18 protein-coding genes are annotated in these 16,084 nt (G+C 39.5%); 9 read left to right on the forward strand and 9 right to left on the reverse strand.

The window, feature by feature from the left end:
* The first annotated feature begins 116 nt into the window (after positions 1-116).
* Positions 117-1,379, forward strand: a complete 1,263-nt coding sequence (locus FHG64_RS01585) for a glycosyltransferase (RefSeq protein WP_139064768.1) — start codon at positions 117-119, stop codon at positions 1,377-1,379.
* 48 nt (positions 1,380-1,427) lie between these two features.
* On the opposite strand, the gene FHG64_RS01590 is transcribed toward FHG64_RS01585, so the two are convergent.
* The gene (locus tag FHG64_RS01590) at positions 1,428-2,759 is read right to left on the reverse strand and encodes an aspartate kinase (protein ID WP_139064769.1); all 1,332 of its coding nucleotides are present in this window, start codon (positions 2,757-2,759) and stop codon (positions 1,428-1,430) included.
* 99 nt (positions 2,760-2,858) lie between these two features.
* Here FHG64_RS01590 and FHG64_RS01595 point away from each other — a divergent pair, with 99 nt between their 5' ends.
* Entirely contained in the window at positions 2,859-3,506 is a 648-nt protein-coding gene (locus FHG64_RS01595) for a hypothetical protein (RefSeq protein ID WP_139064770.1), read from the forward strand.
* Positions 3,507-3,508: 2 nt separating this feature from the next.
* On the opposite strand, the gene FHG64_RS19070 is transcribed toward FHG64_RS01595, so the two are convergent.
* Positions 3,509-3,661, reverse strand: coding sequence for a hypothetical protein (locus tag FHG64_RS19070; RefSeq protein WP_168191296.1), 153 nt, complete (start codon positions 3,659-3,661; stop codon positions 3,509-3,511).
* A 486-nt stretch (positions 3,662-4,147) separates the two neighbouring features.
* Between FHG64_RS19070 and FHG64_RS19765 the strand changes: the two genes are divergently transcribed.
* The gene (locus FHG64_RS19765) at positions 4,148-4,276 is read left to right on the forward strand and encodes a hypothetical protein (protein ID WP_262710274.1); all 129 of its coding nucleotides are present in this window, start codon (positions 4,148-4,150) and stop codon (positions 4,274-4,276) included.
* Between the two features lie 4 nt (positions 4,277-4,280).
* Here the strand turns inward: FHG64_RS19765 and FHG64_RS01600 are convergent, their stop codons facing one another.
* Both FHG64_RS01600 and FHG64_RS01605 read right to left on the reverse strand, forming a co-directional pair.
* Positions 4,281-4,913 (reverse strand): CPBP family glutamic-type intramembrane protease, encoded by a 633-nt coding sequence (locus FHG64_RS01600; protein ID WP_139064771.1) that lies wholly within the window; start codon positions 4,911-4,913, stop codon positions 4,281-4,283.
* Between the two features lie 34 nt (positions 4,914-4,947).
* Entirely contained in the window at positions 4,948-5,694 is a 747-nt protein-coding gene (locus FHG64_RS01605) for a phosphatase PAP2 family protein (RefSeq protein WP_139064772.1), read from the reverse strand.
* Between the two features lie 140 nt (positions 5,695-5,834).
* On the opposite strand from FHG64_RS01605, the gene FHG64_RS01610 reads away from it, so the two are divergent.
* From FHG64_RS01610 to FHG64_RS01620, 3 genes are all read left to right on the forward strand, one after another.
* Positions 5,835-6,506, forward strand: coding sequence for a response regulator transcription factor (locus tag FHG64_RS01610; RefSeq protein WP_139064773.1), 672 nt, complete (start codon positions 5,835-5,837; stop codon positions 6,504-6,506).
* A gap of 1 nt (position 6,507) precedes the next feature.
* Positions 6,508-7,884, forward strand: a complete 1,377-nt coding sequence (locus FHG64_RS01615; RefSeq protein WP_139064774.1) for a HAMP domain-containing sensor histidine kinase — start codon at positions 6,508-6,510, stop codon at positions 7,882-7,884.
* 69 nt (positions 7,885-7,953) lie between these two features.
* Positions 7,954-8,790 (forward strand): HAEPLYID family protein, encoded by an 837-nt coding sequence (locus tag FHG64_RS01620; RefSeq protein ID WP_139064775.1) that lies wholly within the window; start codon positions 7,954-7,956, stop codon positions 8,788-8,790.
* Here the strand turns inward: FHG64_RS01620 and FHG64_RS01625 are convergent.
* Both FHG64_RS01625 and FHG64_RS01630 read right to left on the reverse strand, forming a co-directional pair.
* Entirely contained in the window at positions 8,787-9,269 is a 483-nt protein-coding gene (locus FHG64_RS01625; protein ID WP_317133582.1) for a 3D domain-containing protein, read from the reverse strand. The genes FHG64_RS01620 and FHG64_RS01625 overlap by 4 nt on opposite strands.
* Positions 9,270-9,278: 9 nt before the next feature.
* Positions 9,279-10,739: a Gfo/Idh/MocA family protein gene (locus FHG64_RS01630; RefSeq protein ID WP_139064776.1), complete on the reverse strand. Its 1,461-nt coding sequence runs from the start codon at positions 10,737-10,739 to the stop codon at positions 9,279-9,281.
* A gap of 368 nt (positions 10,740-11,107) precedes the next feature.
* Here FHG64_RS01630 and FHG64_RS01635 point away from each other — a divergent pair, with 368 nt between their 5' ends.
* The 3 genes from FHG64_RS01635 (at position 11,108) to FHG64_RS01645 (ending at position 12,611) form a co-directional block, all read left to right on the forward strand.
* Positions 11,108-11,539 carry an FKBP-type peptidyl-prolyl cis-trans isomerase gene (locus tag FHG64_RS01635; protein ID WP_139064777.1) on the forward strand — a complete coding sequence of 144 codons (432 nt, stop codon included), beginning with the start codon at positions 11,108-11,110 and terminating at the stop codon, positions 11,537-11,539.
* A 173-nt stretch (positions 11,540-11,712) separates the two neighbouring features.
* Positions 11,713-12,126 carry an OsmC family protein gene (locus tag FHG64_RS01640; protein WP_139064778.1) on the forward strand — a complete coding sequence of 138 codons (414 nt, stop codon included), beginning with the start codon at positions 11,713-11,715 and terminating at the stop codon, positions 12,124-12,126.
* A 29-nt stretch (positions 12,127-12,155) separates the two neighbouring features.
* Positions 12,156-12,611, forward strand: a complete 456-nt coding sequence (locus FHG64_RS01645) for a DUF2267 domain-containing protein (RefSeq protein ID WP_139064779.1) — start codon at positions 12,156-12,158, stop codon at positions 12,609-12,611.
* Between the two features lie 77 nt (positions 12,612-12,688).
* Here FHG64_RS01645 and FHG64_RS01650 read toward each other — a convergent pair whose 3' ends face one another.
* Genes FHG64_RS01650 through FHG64_RS01660 form a run of 3 tightly spaced genes read right to left on the reverse strand, consistent with a single transcriptional unit; the run spans position 12,689 to position 16,043 of the window.
* On the reverse strand, positions 12,689-13,372 hold the full coding sequence (locus FHG64_RS01650) for an N-formylglutamate amidohydrolase (RefSeq protein ID WP_139064780.1): 684 nt from the start codon (positions 13,370-13,372) through the stop codon (positions 12,689-12,691).
* On the reverse strand, positions 13,369-14,589 hold the full coding sequence (locus FHG64_RS01655; protein ID WP_139064781.1) for a glutamate-cysteine ligase family protein: 1,221 nt from the start codon (positions 14,587-14,589) through the stop codon (positions 13,369-13,371). Before FHG64_RS01655 ends, FHG64_RS01650 begins: the two co-directional genes overlap by 4 nt.
* The gene (locus FHG64_RS01660; RefSeq protein ID WP_139064782.1) at positions 14,586-16,043 is read right to left on the reverse strand and encodes a RimK family protein; all 1,458 of its coding nucleotides are present in this window, start codon (positions 16,041-16,043) and stop codon (positions 14,586-14,588) included. Before FHG64_RS01660 ends, FHG64_RS01655 begins: the two co-directional genes overlap by 4 nt.
* Positions 16,044-16,084: the final 41 nt, after the last annotated feature.

Genomic DNA, 16,084 nt, shown 5'->3' on the forward strand with positions numbered 1-16,084 from the left:
CAGGTGAGAAAAATTGTACTTTATTTCACTCAAACAGCAATGGTTCCAGCTTTGATTTTATAACTTCAATTGGTTTGTCAACTTCGTTATTTAAAGGTAATTTTATCCAAAAAAAAATGACAAAGGCCCTGGTAATTGGATACGTATGGCCTGAGCCGGGATCATCGGCCGCAGGAACAAGAATGATGCAGCTACTGGAATATTTTCAGCATCAGGATTATTCAATAACCTTCGCCACTACTGCCACTCCTACTCCTTACAGTGAGGACCTCGAATCATACGGTATAAGAGTTAAAAAAATCGAACTCAACAGTCATTCATTTAATAAATTTGTAGAAGAACTCGCCCCTTCAATAGTTGTATATGACCGGTACATGATGGAGGAGCAGTTTGGCTGGCGGGTTAGCCAAAGTTGTCCATACGCCTTAACCATTTTGGATACTGAAGACCTGCACTTCCTTAGGAAATTTCGTGAAGAAAGGTTGAAAGATCCTTTAATACCTCTATCGGCATTGAGAAATTCTGATCTTGCCCGCAGAGAGATCGCCAGTATCTATCGTTGTGACCTCAGTTTAATTATTTCTGAAGCTGAAGTAGATCTACTGTCGAATGAATTTGGTGTTCCCAAAAACCTCCTTTTATATTTACCATTTATGCAGAAGCAATTTGCTTCAGAAGAGATACAACAACTTCTAGATTTTGAAGAAAGAAAGAACTTTATAAGTATTGGGAATTTTAAACACGCTCCAAATGTGGATGCAGTGTATTACCTTAAGAATAAAATTTGGCCTTTGATCCATAAAGAACTTCCTGAGGCACAAATGCACATTTATGGTGCCTACCCTTCTCCAGGCATTTTAAAACTTAATGACCCCGGCCAAAACTTCCTGGTAAAAGGGCGTGTCCGGGACGCTGCAGAGGTTGTAAAAAAAGCAAGAGTAAGTCTTGCCCCACTTAGGTTTGGAGCAGGACTTAAAGGAAAACTTACCGAAGCTATGACCTGTGGCACCCCGGTTGTCACCACAGAGGCCGGAGCAGAAGGAATGGGTAGTAGCTACCTTGAGAGGATTCACACAGCCTCAACACCGGAGGCTTTTGCAGCAAAAGCTATTACACTTTACACAGCAAAAGAGAAATGGAATGAGGCTGTAAGAAATGGATTTACTTTGGTAAATAACCTATTTAATAAGGAGCAGCATCACGAGACCTTAACGGCAAGGATTAAAACCATCATGGGTAATCTTGAAAAGCACCGAAATGATAATTTTACAGGATCCATGCTAAAGCACCATTATTCGAAAAGTACTTACTTTTTATCAAAATATATAGAGCTAAAAAATGAGCTCGAGAAACTCCAAAAATTAAAAAACCACCTCTAAAAGCAAAAGAGGTGGTTCCAAACAAACAAAAAACAGATGTACAGCATTTTAAGCCATTGCTGCGTGGCTTGGGATCTTAAATAACTTGGTGTGCAGGGCACGCAAGGTTTTCACTTTATTCTCTGTAGCAACCAGGAGAGACACATTATTAATACTCCCGCCATAGGAGATCATCCTCACAGGGATATCCTGTAACACCTCAAAAAGCCTTGCGGTATTATTCTCCTCTATAAGTCCTTCCCCTACCACACATATTATGCTGTGGTCGGTCTCAACAGTGATCTCTCCATATGCCTTAAGATTTTCCAGGATCGCCTCAAGATTTCGGTTTTCATCTATGGTAAGGGAAATAGCAATTTCTGAGGTGGTGATCATATCAATAGCCGTTTCATGAGTGTCAAAAACTTCAAAGATCCTTTTAAGAAATCCATGAGCCATCAACATCCTGTTGGATTTAATTTTTATTGCCGTAATCCCGTCCTTGGCTGAAATTGCTTTAAGCCCCCTGCTTTTTACCTGGTTGGAAATCATGGTCCCCTGTGCTTCAGGAGTAAAGGTATTTTTTAAGTAAATAGGAATGTTCCTGTCAATTACGGGAGATACGGTTTGTGGGTGAAGGATCTTGGCACCAAAATAGGCAAGTTCTGCAGCTTCCTCAAAAGACAGGTGTGAAAGTGGATGGGTATGCTCCACATAACGCGGATCATTGTTGTGAAAACCATCAATATCTGTCCATATCTGGATCTCCTCTGCATTTACAGCTGCTCCAAGAATGGTAGCAGTAAAATCGCTACCACCTCGCTTAAGAGTATTTATTCGGTTGAATTTATCTGTTCGTACAAAACCCTGGGTAATGTATACCTGGGCTGTGGGTTTTGTTTTAAGATATTGGTCCAGCAGTCTTCCTACCCTGTCTGTATCTGGATTTTCAAGGTTTGGTACCTGCATGAATTTTTTAGCTTCCAGCAGGGTATTATTTATTCCCTCTGCCTCAAAATATTCTGAGACTATATAGGTAGAGACGCTCTCTCCAAAAGTAAGGATCCTGGCCTCTGCATTCTCTGAGGATTCCTGCCTAAGAATATCTGTGAATTGCTCAAATAATCTATTAACCTGTTCTTTAATCCTGGAATTGTCATTGGGAAGTAAATCTTCTACAAGCTTAAGATGTTTGTACTTTATTTCCTCAATAAGTCTTGTGGCTTCAGTAATTTGATTATTCCTGAAGTGGTCACTTATTTGTACCAAATGATTTGTCACCCCAGACATTGCTGAAAGTACTAAAAGCCTTTCCCCTTCTATCCCGGTAACAATATTCTTAACGTTCCTTATACTTGCAGCAGATCCAACAGATGTTCCACCAAACTTCAACACTTTCATTGCTCAAAAATTAAAGTGCATAATTACTCAAAGATTGGTTTCAGAAAAAAAACACGCCAAAATTTATATACATTTGCACAAAATGTACATTATTTAACAATGAACACTATAACCTCGGTGGTACACAATATTTTACGGCACCAGCCCTTTCTTGATGATGCACTGGCCAAAGACCTTATAAATTTTAGTGCGCTTGCTGCCCACCTGCAGCCCGATGTGGAAAAAGAGCTTAGGAAACCTGTACAACAAGGATCCATTATTATGGCCCTGCGCAGGTATGCACCGAAGAAGAATTTGCTGAAAAATACAAGTTTCAGGGAAATGGGAGATATCGTAGTGCGCTCCGGTATTACAGAATATACCTATCTTAATTCCAAAACTATCCTTTCCAGCCAGGCAAAGCTACTTAACATAGTGAAGGATGAACTGGGTGTATATCTTAATTATTCAAGTAATTACCAGGAAAGTAATATCCTTGTCTCGGCTGAATTAAAAGAGACGGTTGCCGCATGTTTTGAGGATGAGATCCTGGTATCTGTAAAAAGCGAGTTATCCAGTTTAACAATAGCACTTCCCAAGAATAGTGCAAAATCGGTGGGATTATACTTCTATATATTTAAACTACTGGCCTATGAGGGAATTCCAGTATTTGAAATGATCTCAACATCCAACTACTTTGCCCTGTTTCTGGAGAAAGAATATGTGAACCAGGCATTCCTATTGCTTAATGAAATAAAAATCTCCTAAGCCTACCAGTAATCAAAATAAACCCCGGTCATGGCTACAGCTGTGGCGAGGATAATGAGAACTATTATTATGAATGTAGCCCCAAACCTGGTTTTCTTATTGTCCTGTAAAATATAATCCTCAGATTCATTGTCGTCCCGATCTCTAATTTGCATTTCTCTTTTTTAAGTTGAACGTAAAGTTAAAAAGTTAGCATTGAAATTATTATAAGGTAAACTTAAAATTAAAAATGGAATTGCAATTAGAAGCATTTGAAGTCTAAAACCATTATTATCCGTTGAAAGAATTTAGACCGCTTCCGCTGCTAGAATATAGAACCTGGACTAAAATCTACGTGAATAGAAAAAAACACTCTACTCAATTTTAAAAAGCGTGGTTTATCCTAAACTATTTTAGATTCATTACCACCCCAAAATTTGGGTTGATATTTCCTCTAGCCAAATTAATTAAAGCTTAAGGAAAACTTTAATATTTTTAATTAGACACTGGTAATTTAAAAATTCCAAAAACTTTGCTCCTCCCAGGGGATTTTTTTAAAAGCCCAATTTTAATAAATCTTTAGCCCATTAAACTAAAGTTTTCCTAAACCTCCCGGTGGCACTGGTAGTTTCCATTATTTTTACCCTTAAACAATCTAAAAAATGAAAAAGATATTGAGAGCACTTCTCGCTGGATGGGGAGCAAAGAAACTGGGTGGTGGCTGCGGCTGCATTGGAATTATTATAGTGTTTATAATTCTTTGGTATCTTCTTGGGGGAATTGGCCTGTAAAAAATCAGGAAAAAAAATGTCCAAACCCAATCGTAAACATGATGAAGCCATAGATGTAATGTTCTATGCTCACATTAAGTAGGCTTTGGCTTTTGAGATAATTAAAAATAAAGATCCAGCTCACAAGAAAAGTGGCAATTGGTGCTACCCAATTGCCATATATCCAATGGGTGAGCCCAAAAATGATCGCATTGCTAAGCATAAGCAAATACTTCTCGGGGACTATTTTTCTATACCTGTGAAAAAAGTAGACCCTGTAAGTCAATTCCTGAGGCAGGACAGAGGCTAATGGATACAGGAATAGGGTAATTACATAATTCTTGAAATTTTCCAAAGGATACTGGAAGAACAGGTCTGGAAAAATCCAAAAGGTAAACCATACCAGCAGGATCGAAATAATAATGATCCTGGGCAAACTTTTCCTGAGATGCTTTTTATTTAACCTATATAAAGTTCTTTTATCAAAGTAAGGATCAATTCTAAGTATCAAAAAGAAAAAAGCAGCAATTAACAGTAAGGGAAGCACTTTTAACCAGCCATCCAGATAAGCTACGGCAATAAATGGTATGAACACGTAGAAGAACAGAAATTCAAGGACCATATAGGCCGGGGAGAAATAGATTTTCTTTAAATACATATCTTATGGTACAGCAACTGCTATTGTGTTTGTTCTATTGAGCCTTGCTACTTCTTTTCTTCCTTCTTTTCCTTAGCAGGTCTACAACATTAAAAAGGACAATACAGAAGATCACCCAAATGAATCCTGCTATATATCCTCCTGCAATGTCTGAAGGGTAATGAACCCCCAGGTAGATCCTGCTAATACCAATAGCCAGGATGAGCAGTCCTAAAATAAGGATAGTTAGGATCTTAATCCATACATTTAATTTAAAATTATAAAACAAATAAATTAAAAAGCCATAGAAGGCCATTGCACTCATTGCGTGCCCACTTGGATAGCTTAATGTAGCAACAGATACCAGGTGTTCTGCATCTGGCCTGGCGCGGTTTATAACCTGTTTAAGAGCCACGTTTGCAAGTCCGGCAATTACCTGGACGAAGATTATTTCAAGTACAAATCGCCAGTTCCTGAACTTTAGGAAAAATATGATCGTGGTAATTATTGTAATAATAATATAGCCTTTAAAATCTCCAATCTCTGTAATAAATTGAAAAACCTTATTGAGAGGCGGCGTACGAAAGGAAATTACAAACTCTGTGACCTTACTGTCATATTTGGCCAGTACATCTGTATGAAGGGTATTGGAAAGATCTACAAATAAATTAATTCCTCCCACTATTATTATAAACGCAAGGAGGATCATGAGAAAAAATGGAAGTTTGTCATTATATTGATGAAACTTTTCTCTTAAGAGTGTCCTTAAACTTATTAGAACTTCTATAATTTGTTTTCTCATATTTTATTTTCCATCCCGCCGGCGAGACATTTTTTGTTTCAAATGTTGTAATATAAACCGAAGTTAATAACTATTTTTTTAAATTAAATTCTAATTCTATTTTAATAAGGAAGAAACAGGTTTTAACCATATTTGAGGGTATGAAAATTTTATTAGTTGAAGATGAGCCAAACGTGGCATCCCTCCTTCACCGGAATTTGCTTGAGCTTAGCCACTCTATTGGGATTGCCACGGATGGTTTAATGGGACTGGACCTTATTCTTAGTCAATCGTATGACCTGGTCCTACTTGATATTATGCTGCCCGGGATGACAGGGCTGGAGGTCCTGCAGGAATTAAAGGCAAGGAAAAATAATACCCCCGTAATATTAATCACAGCGTTGGATACTACAGACATGGTGGTGAAAGGACTTAACCTGGGAGCAGATGATTATATCGTAAAACCTTTCAAAATTGAAGAGGTGGTTGCCAGGATAGAGGCTGTTAAACGCCGTACGGGGAGACCAAGGGATGAAGAGGAGGTATATAAATTCAAAGGAATTGAGCTGGATGATCTTGCAAAAAAAGTCTATAAGGATTCCAGGGAGGTAAAACTCACAGCTACAGAGTTCAAATTACTTAAAGTCTTACTTCAAAATATAGACCGGGTACTTTCCAGGGAAAATATACTGGATATGGTTTGGGGAGTGCAATATGATTTAGGTACAAATGTAGTAGACGTTTATATTAATTATCTTCGTAAAAAACTTGATGACCATAAGCCCGATAAAATTATACACACCGTTATAGGGATGGGATACGTAATACGATAGCTTGAAAATAAAATACAAAATAGCAGCAATCTTTTCTCTTATTTGCTCTGCTATGATAGGCCTTACCGGCATTTTTTTATATATTTTATTTGAGGATAACCTTGAAAACCGGTTTGAGGAAAGGTTGCTTCAAAGGGCTGTTCTTGCTGCTGAAATTCTTCTGGAAAAGGATGAACTCAATGAAAGTACGTACGAAGCTATTACCCTTAGGTATTTGCAGAAGTTGCCGGCCGAAAAGGTTTTTTACCTCAGGACTAATAATGGAGTGATCAATTACTCCCAAATTCCGGTAGAATTTGCAAATGTCAATGAAATCGAAACTGCCATTGAAGAGGACTACAACTTTTTCGAGGTAGGGAAATTAAAGGTGTGTAGCCTTTATTATGAGGACAACCAGGGAAATTATATAGTTCTGCTCGCTGCCAGGGATTTAAACGGGGAAGAGCAGCTAAATTTTTTGCAGAGGACAATTTGGATCATAATTATTACAGCACTCTTTATAATAGCTTTGATCTCACTCCTCTTTGCAAATCAAATCCTTAAACCTATTAATTCAATGATAAGCCGGGTGCAGGAAATAAGAAGTAATAAACTGGAACTGCGTCTTGATGAGGGAAAGGGTAAGGATGAGATTTCCAGGCTTGCACAAACGTTTAATGAGATGCTCTCCCGTCTTGAAAATTCATTTTACACACAAAGGAAATTTATTCAAAATGCATCTCACGAATTGCGCACCCCTCTTACTGTAATCCTCGGTGAGGCAGAATATGCGCTTAAATCGGGCAAATTAGAGGAGGACCAGGAAATGGCAATGCAAAAAATATATCAACAGGCAGATCATTTAAGGCAATTATTAAATTCCTTGTTACAGCTTTCAGAAATAAGGAATGATAATTTCCAATCAAGTTTCGAGATCCTGCGCCTGGATGAGCTTGTGCAACAAGTTGTTATAAATACCAACCAAACAATTTCAGCAGGAAAGATTCATCTCGAATATAAGGATACTGAAACCCTATCGACAGATTCCTTTGAGATCCTTGGAAATGAGCTATGGCTGGAAATAGCTTTTACCAACCTGCTCACAAATGCCCTCAAGTATTCCGGAAACAAACCTGTGAAAGTCACCCTCCTTCATGCCAGGGAAAAGGTCGAGGTTTTTGTTGAAGATAAAGGCATTGGAATTGCAAATGATGAGATAGAAAAGATCTTCACGCCGTTCTACCGTGGCAGCAATGCCGGGACGAAAAAAGGCTACGGCATAGGTCTCGCGCTTACCCGCAATATTGTAAAAATCCATAAAGGGGAGATCAATATAGAATCCCGTCCAAACAAGGGATCAATTATAAAGGTAGAGCTACCAAAGGCAGTAAACTTTTAATTATATTCTAATCTCTTTCACAAGCCATTTTTAGTGTTTCTGAATTTCTTTGCAGAAAAAATTCAGACTATGAATAGTACATCCACCTCATTTCTTTTTTTATTTATATTATTCATGGTTCCTAATGCTATGAAAGCCCAGGAAAACGGCAACCGGAGTGAGGAAGACCTACCATTAAAACTTGAACATGCCGAGCCTCTTTATATTGACCTCATAAGGGATCTGGGTGCCAGAAAGGGTGAAAAGGAGTGGAACATAGGTGCAGGAATTTCAGATAACCTCGATTTTGACAGTTACGAATTCTTAGTTGAATATGAGTGGGCAGTGGCAGACAGGCTGGGCCTGGAAATTGAAGTTCCGGTAACAATCTTCAGCCGTAATGCTTTAAACCGGGGAATGTTTAACCGGCCCAATGACAGGATAGAAAGCCTGAAACTGGCAGGACAATATACTTTTCTCGTCTCAGAAAAACTTCAAACCTCCCTAGCAATTGGAAATATTGCAGAGATAGAACTTGTAGATCTAAACAGCCTTTCTTTTAATAATCTCACACAAGGGCTGGTTATCAATCCCTTCTTTGTTGCCGCCACAAGGCTTACATCCTCCTGGCACGCCTTATTATACACGGGACCAAGGTTCTTTACAGGCTGGAATGGACATGAAAACAGTTTTGCCTACGAAATTAACTCAAACCTGCACTATATGATTCCAAATACCTCCAACTTTATTGGACTGGAGGTGAATCAATTGATCGAGGACGGGCAATTAAAAACGGTATTAAGGCCGCAAATGAGAGTAGAGATAAAGGACTCCTTGAAAATAGGAATTGTACCGGGTATCTCATTAAACAGGGATGAGGAAAGATTTAGTTCTTTTATAAGGTTGATCTACGAGCCAGAGCATTAATCTTCCGTTGTCTGTAATGTATCGGCAGGAATGATCTGGTAGGCGATATTTACTTTTTTACGGCCCCATTTACGGGCACGCTTGACATCCTCGCCCATATAAATATCAATCTTGTTTTTCCAGCGGTAATGCATTTTATCCTTAACTAAAAATACACCTTCAAACCCTTCGATCTTTACCGGGGTGTTATGGTCCAGTCCCTTTTCAATGAGGTCCCTGGATACTGCAATCACCTTCATACCGGGCTCGATGGTATCACCCCAGGCCGTTACCCTGGGATTTCCCCCGGTTTGATAACCCAGAGAATTATAGGCAGAGGCAGTTACCGTAAGGCTGTCCCATATCTCTACAGGCTCCTCTGCTTCACTGTTAAAATTACAACCGGAAAAACCTGCAGATAAATATAAAAATCCCGTTACAAGTAGTACCTGTAATAGGGGTTTAAAGTATGTATGTCTCTTACTTTTCCGGTTGTTCATTTCAATGTTTTATAAACTCCAGCCCTGCCTGTATTCCCTTTTCACGTACTGGTTGGCCTCCTCAAAATTTGTCACTTTCATATTCTCTGCATCCCACAGCATTTTAATATCGCGTCCTGGGAATTGGTAGACTGTGCGCCCCTGTTCATTTTGTGATTCATTTCTAATATCCTGTCCTCTTATGGCAAGGTTGGCTATTAATAAAGTTTCAGTAAGAGGGCCGGCAATCTCAAATGGGGAACTTAAATCTTTTTTTCCGTATCCCGCGATGGCACCTTCCACCCATTGAGCATAATGACCCTGGGCTCCTCCAGGAACACGATCAAGCTGTTGAGGCACATTCACCTCTTCAGTCCTTGACGTTGGAAGCAGCCTTGGATTCGTACCATAGGTACCACACATCATCTTACCTTTTGTTCCTATAAAAAGAACCCCGTTACCACCATCACCAAAAGTCTCATTTGGTCCCAGTTCTTCAGGTCGTTTTGGCTTAATACCACCATCCATCCAGTGCATGGTAAGGTCACCATCTGTACGTTCATTGCCCGGGAAAGTCATGATCACATGGCTTGAAGGAGGGCAACTTTCTGGGAAATAACCTCGCTGGAACTCGCCCACATATACACTTCCCACGCTACATTGAACATCTTTTGGATAACTTAGATCCAGGACTTTATACGGGGCTTCTACAAGATGACAACCCATATCTCCCAGGGCACCTGTACCATAATCCCACCAGCCTCGCCAGTTAAAAGGTACCAGTCCTTCAATATAATTCTTTTTGGGGGCAGTTCCAAGCCATAGATCCCAATCTAAACCTTCTGGCACAGGGGCAGGTTCACTGGGCCATGGAATTCCCTGCGGCCATACAGGCCTGTCTGTCCAGCAATAAACTGTATGAACCTTTCCAAGCAACCCGGCATTGAACCATTCCTGCATGATCCTCACCCCATCACCAGATGCTCCCTGGTTTCCCATTTGTGTCACTACTTTATAATCACGGGCTGCTTTTGTCAATGCCCGGGCTTCGTAAATATCATGCGTTAGAGGTTTTTGCACATACACATGTTTCCCCATTTCCATGGCAGCCATGGTTTGTACAGCATGATTATGGTCTGGTGTGGAAACAGATACAGCATCAAAATTCTTACCTTCCTTATCCAGCATTTCCCGGTAGTCTTTATAATATTTTGCTTTTGGAAAACGGGCTCTTGATGCTGCCGCCCTCCTGTCATCTACATCACATAAAAATCCTATTTCCGCTTTCCCGCTTTTTGCAAAATTTGCCAAATCGCTTTCTCCCTTTCCTCCTACACCAATTCCAGCTACAATTAGCCGGTCACTTGGAGCTATAAATCCGGGGCCCCCAAGCACATGTCGGGGTACTATCATAACGCCGGTTGCCGCTAGGGCAGTATTCTTTAAAAACGATCTTCTGGAACTACTAAGGGAAGTGCTCTTTTTTTTCATAAGCCAGGTAAAAATTTAAGTTAGTTGGAATTTGAAGGGAAAAAAGTATGAAATATTTCTGAAGTAAAATACTTTTAATCCAATCTTCCCATTTAAAACCTCCAAAAAACCAGAAAAAACCTGTACCTGACATAATTTCAGAGAATTTTTATCAATCTTTACCACCCTAAATAAAATCTCTAAAAAATCCCTTAACAGCCGATATGACCTACATCCCATCAGAATTATTCCGTTAATTTATCTCTAATACCATGAATCCGAAAGCAAGAATGCTGAAACCTGACTTTGGCTTGGTTTTGGCACAATGCAGAATAATCGTATAAAAACAAGAGGGACAAAATGGCCTTCAAAATTTGAAAAACAATATTATGAGTCAAGTAAAAGCAAATGACACGGTAAAAGTACATTACACTGGAAAATTAACTGATGGACAGGTATTTGACAGTTCTGTAGAAAGAGGTGAGCCAATAGAGTTTACTTTAGGCCAGGGACAATTGATCCCGGGATTTGAAAAAGGCCTTATCGATATGAAAGTCAACGAAAAGAAAACTATAAATATTCCAAAGGAAGAAGCATACGGGGAGCCAAGAGAGGACCTTGTACAGGAAGTGGACAAGAGCCAGCTGCCAGAGGAGATTAAGCCTGAGGTTGGAATGGGACTTGTTTCTAAAAGCCCAGATGGCCGTGAAATGAACCTTATAGTAAAAGATGTTAAGGAAAACAGTATTGTGGTAGATGGTAATCACCCACTTGCAGGTAAAGACCTTGTTTTTGATCTTGAAGTTGTAGAGATCAAGTAAGATTAAAGAATTATTTTAAAAAAGGCCGGTATCAATGATTCCGGCCTTTTTTCATTTTATTGATGCCCAGAAAGCACACTATCAAATGCTTGTTAATCATGACTTAAGGTTATGGTAAAAATTTTCATTTGATCTTCCCTATCCTTAAATTAATGGAAATAATTAAAACAATCATGAAGAGAAAAGCAACAGCCATTTGGAATGGTACCATTAAGGAAGGAAAAGGAAATCTTACCACTCAAAGTGGAACTTTAAAGGAAACCCAGTATTCCTTTAAATCCAGGTTCGAATCTGGTACGGGAACAAATCCTGAGGAGTTAATAGCAGCCGCACATGCAGGATGTTTTGCAATGCAATTGTCAGCTTTTTTAGGCGAAGAAGGTTTTGAACCCCAATCGCTGGAAGCTACAGGAGAAGTAACCCTGGATGATGGTTCTATTACCCAATCCCATTTAAATTTAAAAGCCAGGGTGAGGGATATTGATAATGATAAATTCCAGGAACTTGTTAATAAAGCGAAGGATAATTGTCCTGTTTCCAAACTACTTGATACCAAAATTACCGTAGATGCTGTGCTAAATCAATGATTGGATTTACTAACTAAAATATTATAGTTATGTCACAGTCACATTTAAATTTCGAAAGTTTTGCACAGGATGCCCATACATATGTGAATGAACTCGCTGATGACCTTGGACATCCAGAAGAAAAAAGCAGGGTGTTAAAGATATGGAGAGCGGTTATGCATACAGTGCGGGACAGGATACATTTGGGAGAATCATTTCAAATAATGGATCCCCTGCCAATGATCTTTAAAGGGATCTATGTGGAGAACTGGAAGTACCGGGAAAAACCACCTCTTAATTATACAACCCTGGAAGAAATGAAGACACAGGTTAAAGACCTGCAGGCGAGATATGGGGAAGAAGATTTCCCCTGGAGCAAATCTACAGAAGAGATCATAGCAATTACGCTTGCCTCGCTAAAAAGATTTTTAAAAGGAAACCAACTTGAAGAAGTTATCAATCAAATGCCAAAGGAAATCAAGGAATTTCTTCCGTTGAAGGTTTAAAAAATAAAAAGAAGACAAAAAAGCTCTTTCAAGGACCCCCACGGTCTCTATCCCGAAGTAAGTTTTTGTCTTCTTTTTTATTTTAATGTTTGCTGTAGGGATTTATATAAACCACCGCATATCTCATCATCCATACTGCCGGTTCTAAAAAATGCCTGGTTCACTTCCAATTCAATTCCCAGATAATTTGTTGGATTTTTCTTTCTAAGGTATGTTGTGAATCCATCATCGCGGCCCAGATAAGGATAGTTGAAACGTATATTCAACCCCGGGGCTATCTTTTTAAAATTGAATTTCCATATCCGCACAAAATCCTTCTCCAAAGCTTTTGAGGGATCAAATAATAAGCCCACATCGGCATTTCTTACCTTAGCGTTAAGAACGGGAGTAAACGTATGAACAGAAATGTGAAGGACTTTCTCTCCTTGCGAGATCTCCCTTTGTATAAGCTGTTCTATTTTGTCCCGGTAGAAAAAATAATGATCCTGCATAATACGCTGCTTCACATCCCTGGATAAAGGTTTAGTGAATTCAGAAAACAATTGCCGGTTGTGTGGAGAGCGATTAAGCTCCACCAGCAACCTGCTAGTGGTACTGTAAAAACTATAATCGGCTAGATCTTTAAGTTGCATAAATAATTCCAAAGCCCCTGGGTCATAACCCCTGTGTGAGTTTAACACCTCTTCCTTGCCGTTGAACAGACCGGCGAAGTCCCCCGGGATATTGTTACCACCGTGTTCACAGGTTAAAACTACTTTCATGGGATAAAAAATTCATTCCTGGCCAGGCAATTTGCCAGTTGCCTGTAAGTCTTTGTAATACTTTCTTCGGAAAGATCTCCTTCCAAAGCTTTTATTATCCGCGTAGATAAGCTACCGTGGAGAAACAATAAATCCAGAATATTTCTGTGTTTAACTGAAATTTCATTCTTCACCCTTTGATAGATCGATTGCCATAAGGCTCCTGCGCTGCAATTGCCTTGTATATCAAAGAGCGCTAAATATCTTTGATCCTTTATAGGAGTAGCTTCTGCATCTATTATCACCTCGTTAAAAATCTGAAGAAGATCATCCTCGTGCCAGTTCTTTTGGTCTTTTAAGGAAACCAGCTCCTCCCCTGCCAGTAATTTTAGGCTTTCGATAATTAGTACAGCAATGGCAACATCGGCCGCAGGACATTCCTGTAAATCTATTACCCTTATTTCTATAGCTTTCCTGTCAAAGCGTGCTATGGCACCCCGGGAATTAAGAAAGTGATGGTCAAGGATCCCTTCTGTATCATAAGGTTTGACAGCCTTAATAATTGGAGTAAATATGTTTTGAAAATATTCCTCACGCGAGAAAACCTGCTCCGGTATCACTTTTCCTGTCATTTCAGGAATTTCCTTTTGGTTGGTCTTATATACCTGCATCCTCATATCCTTGAAGCCCGTCAATTTGTTTTCAAGAACAGGTGAACTGGCACTTAATGCAGGAATAATAGGAAGCAGGATCCTTACTGCAGCATGAAGTTTTTCAAATTCGGCATCATCAAAGAATGGCAGGTTAATATGCATACTTTGAAGATTGCTCCAGCCGTGCCCCCTGCAATCAAAGATCCTGTTATATAAGGCATAGATTTTACTATAACTGTGCTCCCATAGCTTCATTTCTCTATCGGGGAGCATCATGGGATGGGCTGCAGTGGGAAGTAGCATGAGATCCTCCTTCAGTAAAAGTTTGTTGATCTCAGTAATATTTTCAGCAAAAAGCTCATCCAGGGTTTCAAGGTTCGCAGTTGGACCATTTGTTTTTAGTTCCACCACATGCGCCACAAGTTCATTGCTCCATTCTATTTTGCCGTTATCAACATCACTCATAATCTCTCCTGTTTTAAGGATCATAAGACGATCCACATGAGGGGAGATCTTGAGAGAATTTTTATTTACGAGCATGTATTCCAGCTCAATCCCGAAAACTTCAAAAAGGTGATAACTCATAAAAAATTCTTTTCCAGTCGCTTTTTTAATGCAGATAATATATTGATATAAACTTCATCGCCATAGTAACCATCTTCTACTCCAAAATCTATATTTGGATTATCATTGATCTCAATCACCAATGGTTTCCCGTTCACTTCCTTCACATCTATTCCATAAAGGCCTTTTCCCATTAACCGGGCTGCTCTCAGTGCCACCTGCAGTATTTTGCGGGGCACCTCTTCTATTGGCATACAATCGGCATTGCCATCCTGGTCATCTTTTTTTACGGCGTTCCAGTTATAGATTTGCCAGTGCCCTTTTGCCATATAATATTTACAGGCAAAAATGGGAATATTATCAAGTATCCCAATTCTCCAGTCAAAGTTCGAAGGGGTATATTCCTGGGCAATTATAAGATCTGATTCCCGGAGCATTCCATTGACAAGGCTTTCAAATTCCTCTTGTGTCTTTGCTTTTTTCACGCCGAACGAAAAAGTGGAATCCGGGGACTTCAGAACACAGGGGAGGCCGGTGATGCCCATAACCTGCTCGACATTTGATTTATGGACTATAACTGTTTTAGGGGTTGGAATATTGGCATTTTCCAACGCCTCTGCCATAAAAACCTTATTACAGCATTTGAGTATTGCATCTGGATAATCGATAATAGCAATATCCTCCTGCTGGGCTTTACGGGCAAAGGCATAGGCTTCATTATTAACCTCTGTACTCTGTCTAATGAAAAGGGCATCGAATGAGGATAACCTTGACAGATCTTCCGGACCAACGATTTCCACATAAAAGTTCATTTTCTCAGCAAGATCAATAAATTTTCGTAAGGCTTTGGCATTGCTGGGAGGGGCAGGATCCTTTGGGTTTACCAGGATCGCAAGGTCATATTCATAGGACTGTTGCCGCGGGATGTCGTAGCGCTTTTTTGCAAAGTAATCCATGGCATAAGACTGCATGAGATCACGGTGCTCGACAGGTATTTCAGATTCAGATATAGCTTTAATGCTCCTTATGTTCCAACGAGTAGTGTAATTAAATTTAACCCGCAGGAAGGGAATTTGAAAATGCCGGAAGAACATGGCACTAAGTTCCTTATATTTTTGAGCGACATTTTGTCCAAAATAAATACTAAGGGTAAATTCCTGGGATTTGATATTTTTAAGACTGCTTTGGATGAGGTCCTCAAATTCATTGGAAACTATCTTCACAAGTTTAGGTTCCCGCAGGTCTACTATATTCTTGACAGTTGGTATGGCCAAATGCCCCCGGGCTTCTGCCAGTAGTGAAACGTAATAGCCTTTAGACTGGTAGGAATAATCTTTACATAAATTAAAGATCCTTGCCTTTTTTATTTTTGCAAATTCAGGATTGGTCAGGTATTCTTTAGACGAAACAAGGGTGATATTCTCTACCGGAACAGGCCACTTTTCGGGGTTGTTTACAACTATAAACTTATTCATTACAGCTTTTAAAATTCTATCAAAGTTAGATAAAAATACCA

This window comes from Antarcticibacterium flavum (genome assembly GCF_006159205.1).
Classification (GTDB): Bacteria; Bacteroidota; Bacteroidia; order Flavobacteriales; family Flavobacteriaceae; genus Gillisia; species Gillisia flava.